This window comes from Azospirillum palustre (assembly GCF_002573965.1).
In the GTDB taxonomy this organism is placed as follows: Bacteria; Pseudomonadota; Alphaproteobacteria; order Azospirillales; family Azospirillaceae; genus Azospirillum; species Azospirillum palustre.
Window position 1 is genome coordinate 339,946 of sequence record NZ_PDKW01000041.1, and the last position, 608, is coordinate 340,553.

At 68.1% G+C, this 608-nt stretch carries 1 protein-coding gene; it reads left to right on the forward strand.

Annotated features, from left to right (window positions below; genetic code table 11):
- The coding region (locus CRT60_RS15255) for a Rossmann-fold NAD(P)-binding domain-containing protein (RefSeq protein WP_475369090.1) at positions 1 to 608 on the forward strand (608 nt) is incomplete at both ends.

The window sequence follows — 608 nt, forward strand, 5'->3', positions numbered from 1 at the left end:
GCCTTCGCCATGGAGTTCATGCCGCGCATCACCCGCGCCCAGGTCATGGACGTGCTGTCCTCCCAGGCCAACCTCGCCGGCTACAAGGCCGTCGTCGATGCCGCCTCGGAATATGGCCGCGCCTTTCCGATGATGATGACCGCCGCCGGCACCGTGCCGCCGGCCCGTGCCTTCATCATGGGCGTCGGCGTCGCCGGTCTCCAGGCCATCGCCACTGCCAAGCGCCTCGGCGCCATCGTCTCGGCCACCGACGTGCGCCCGGCGGTGAAGGAGCAGGTCCAGTCGCTGGGCGGCAGCTTCGTCGCCGTCGAGAACGACGAATTCAAGCAGGCGGAGACCGCCGGCGGCTACGCCAAGGAGATGTCCGACGACTACAAGCGCCAGCAGGCAGCCCTGGTCGCCGAGCACATCAAGAAGCAGGACCTCGTCATCACCACGGCACTGATCCCCGGTCGCAAGGCGCCGATCCTGGTGACGGCGGAGCATGTGGCGTCGATGAAGCCGGGCTCGGTGATCATCGATCTGGCGGTGGAGCAGGGCGGCAACGTCGAGGGCTCCAAGCTGGGCGAGGTGGTGACCACGGCCAACGGCGTGAAGATCGTCGGCCA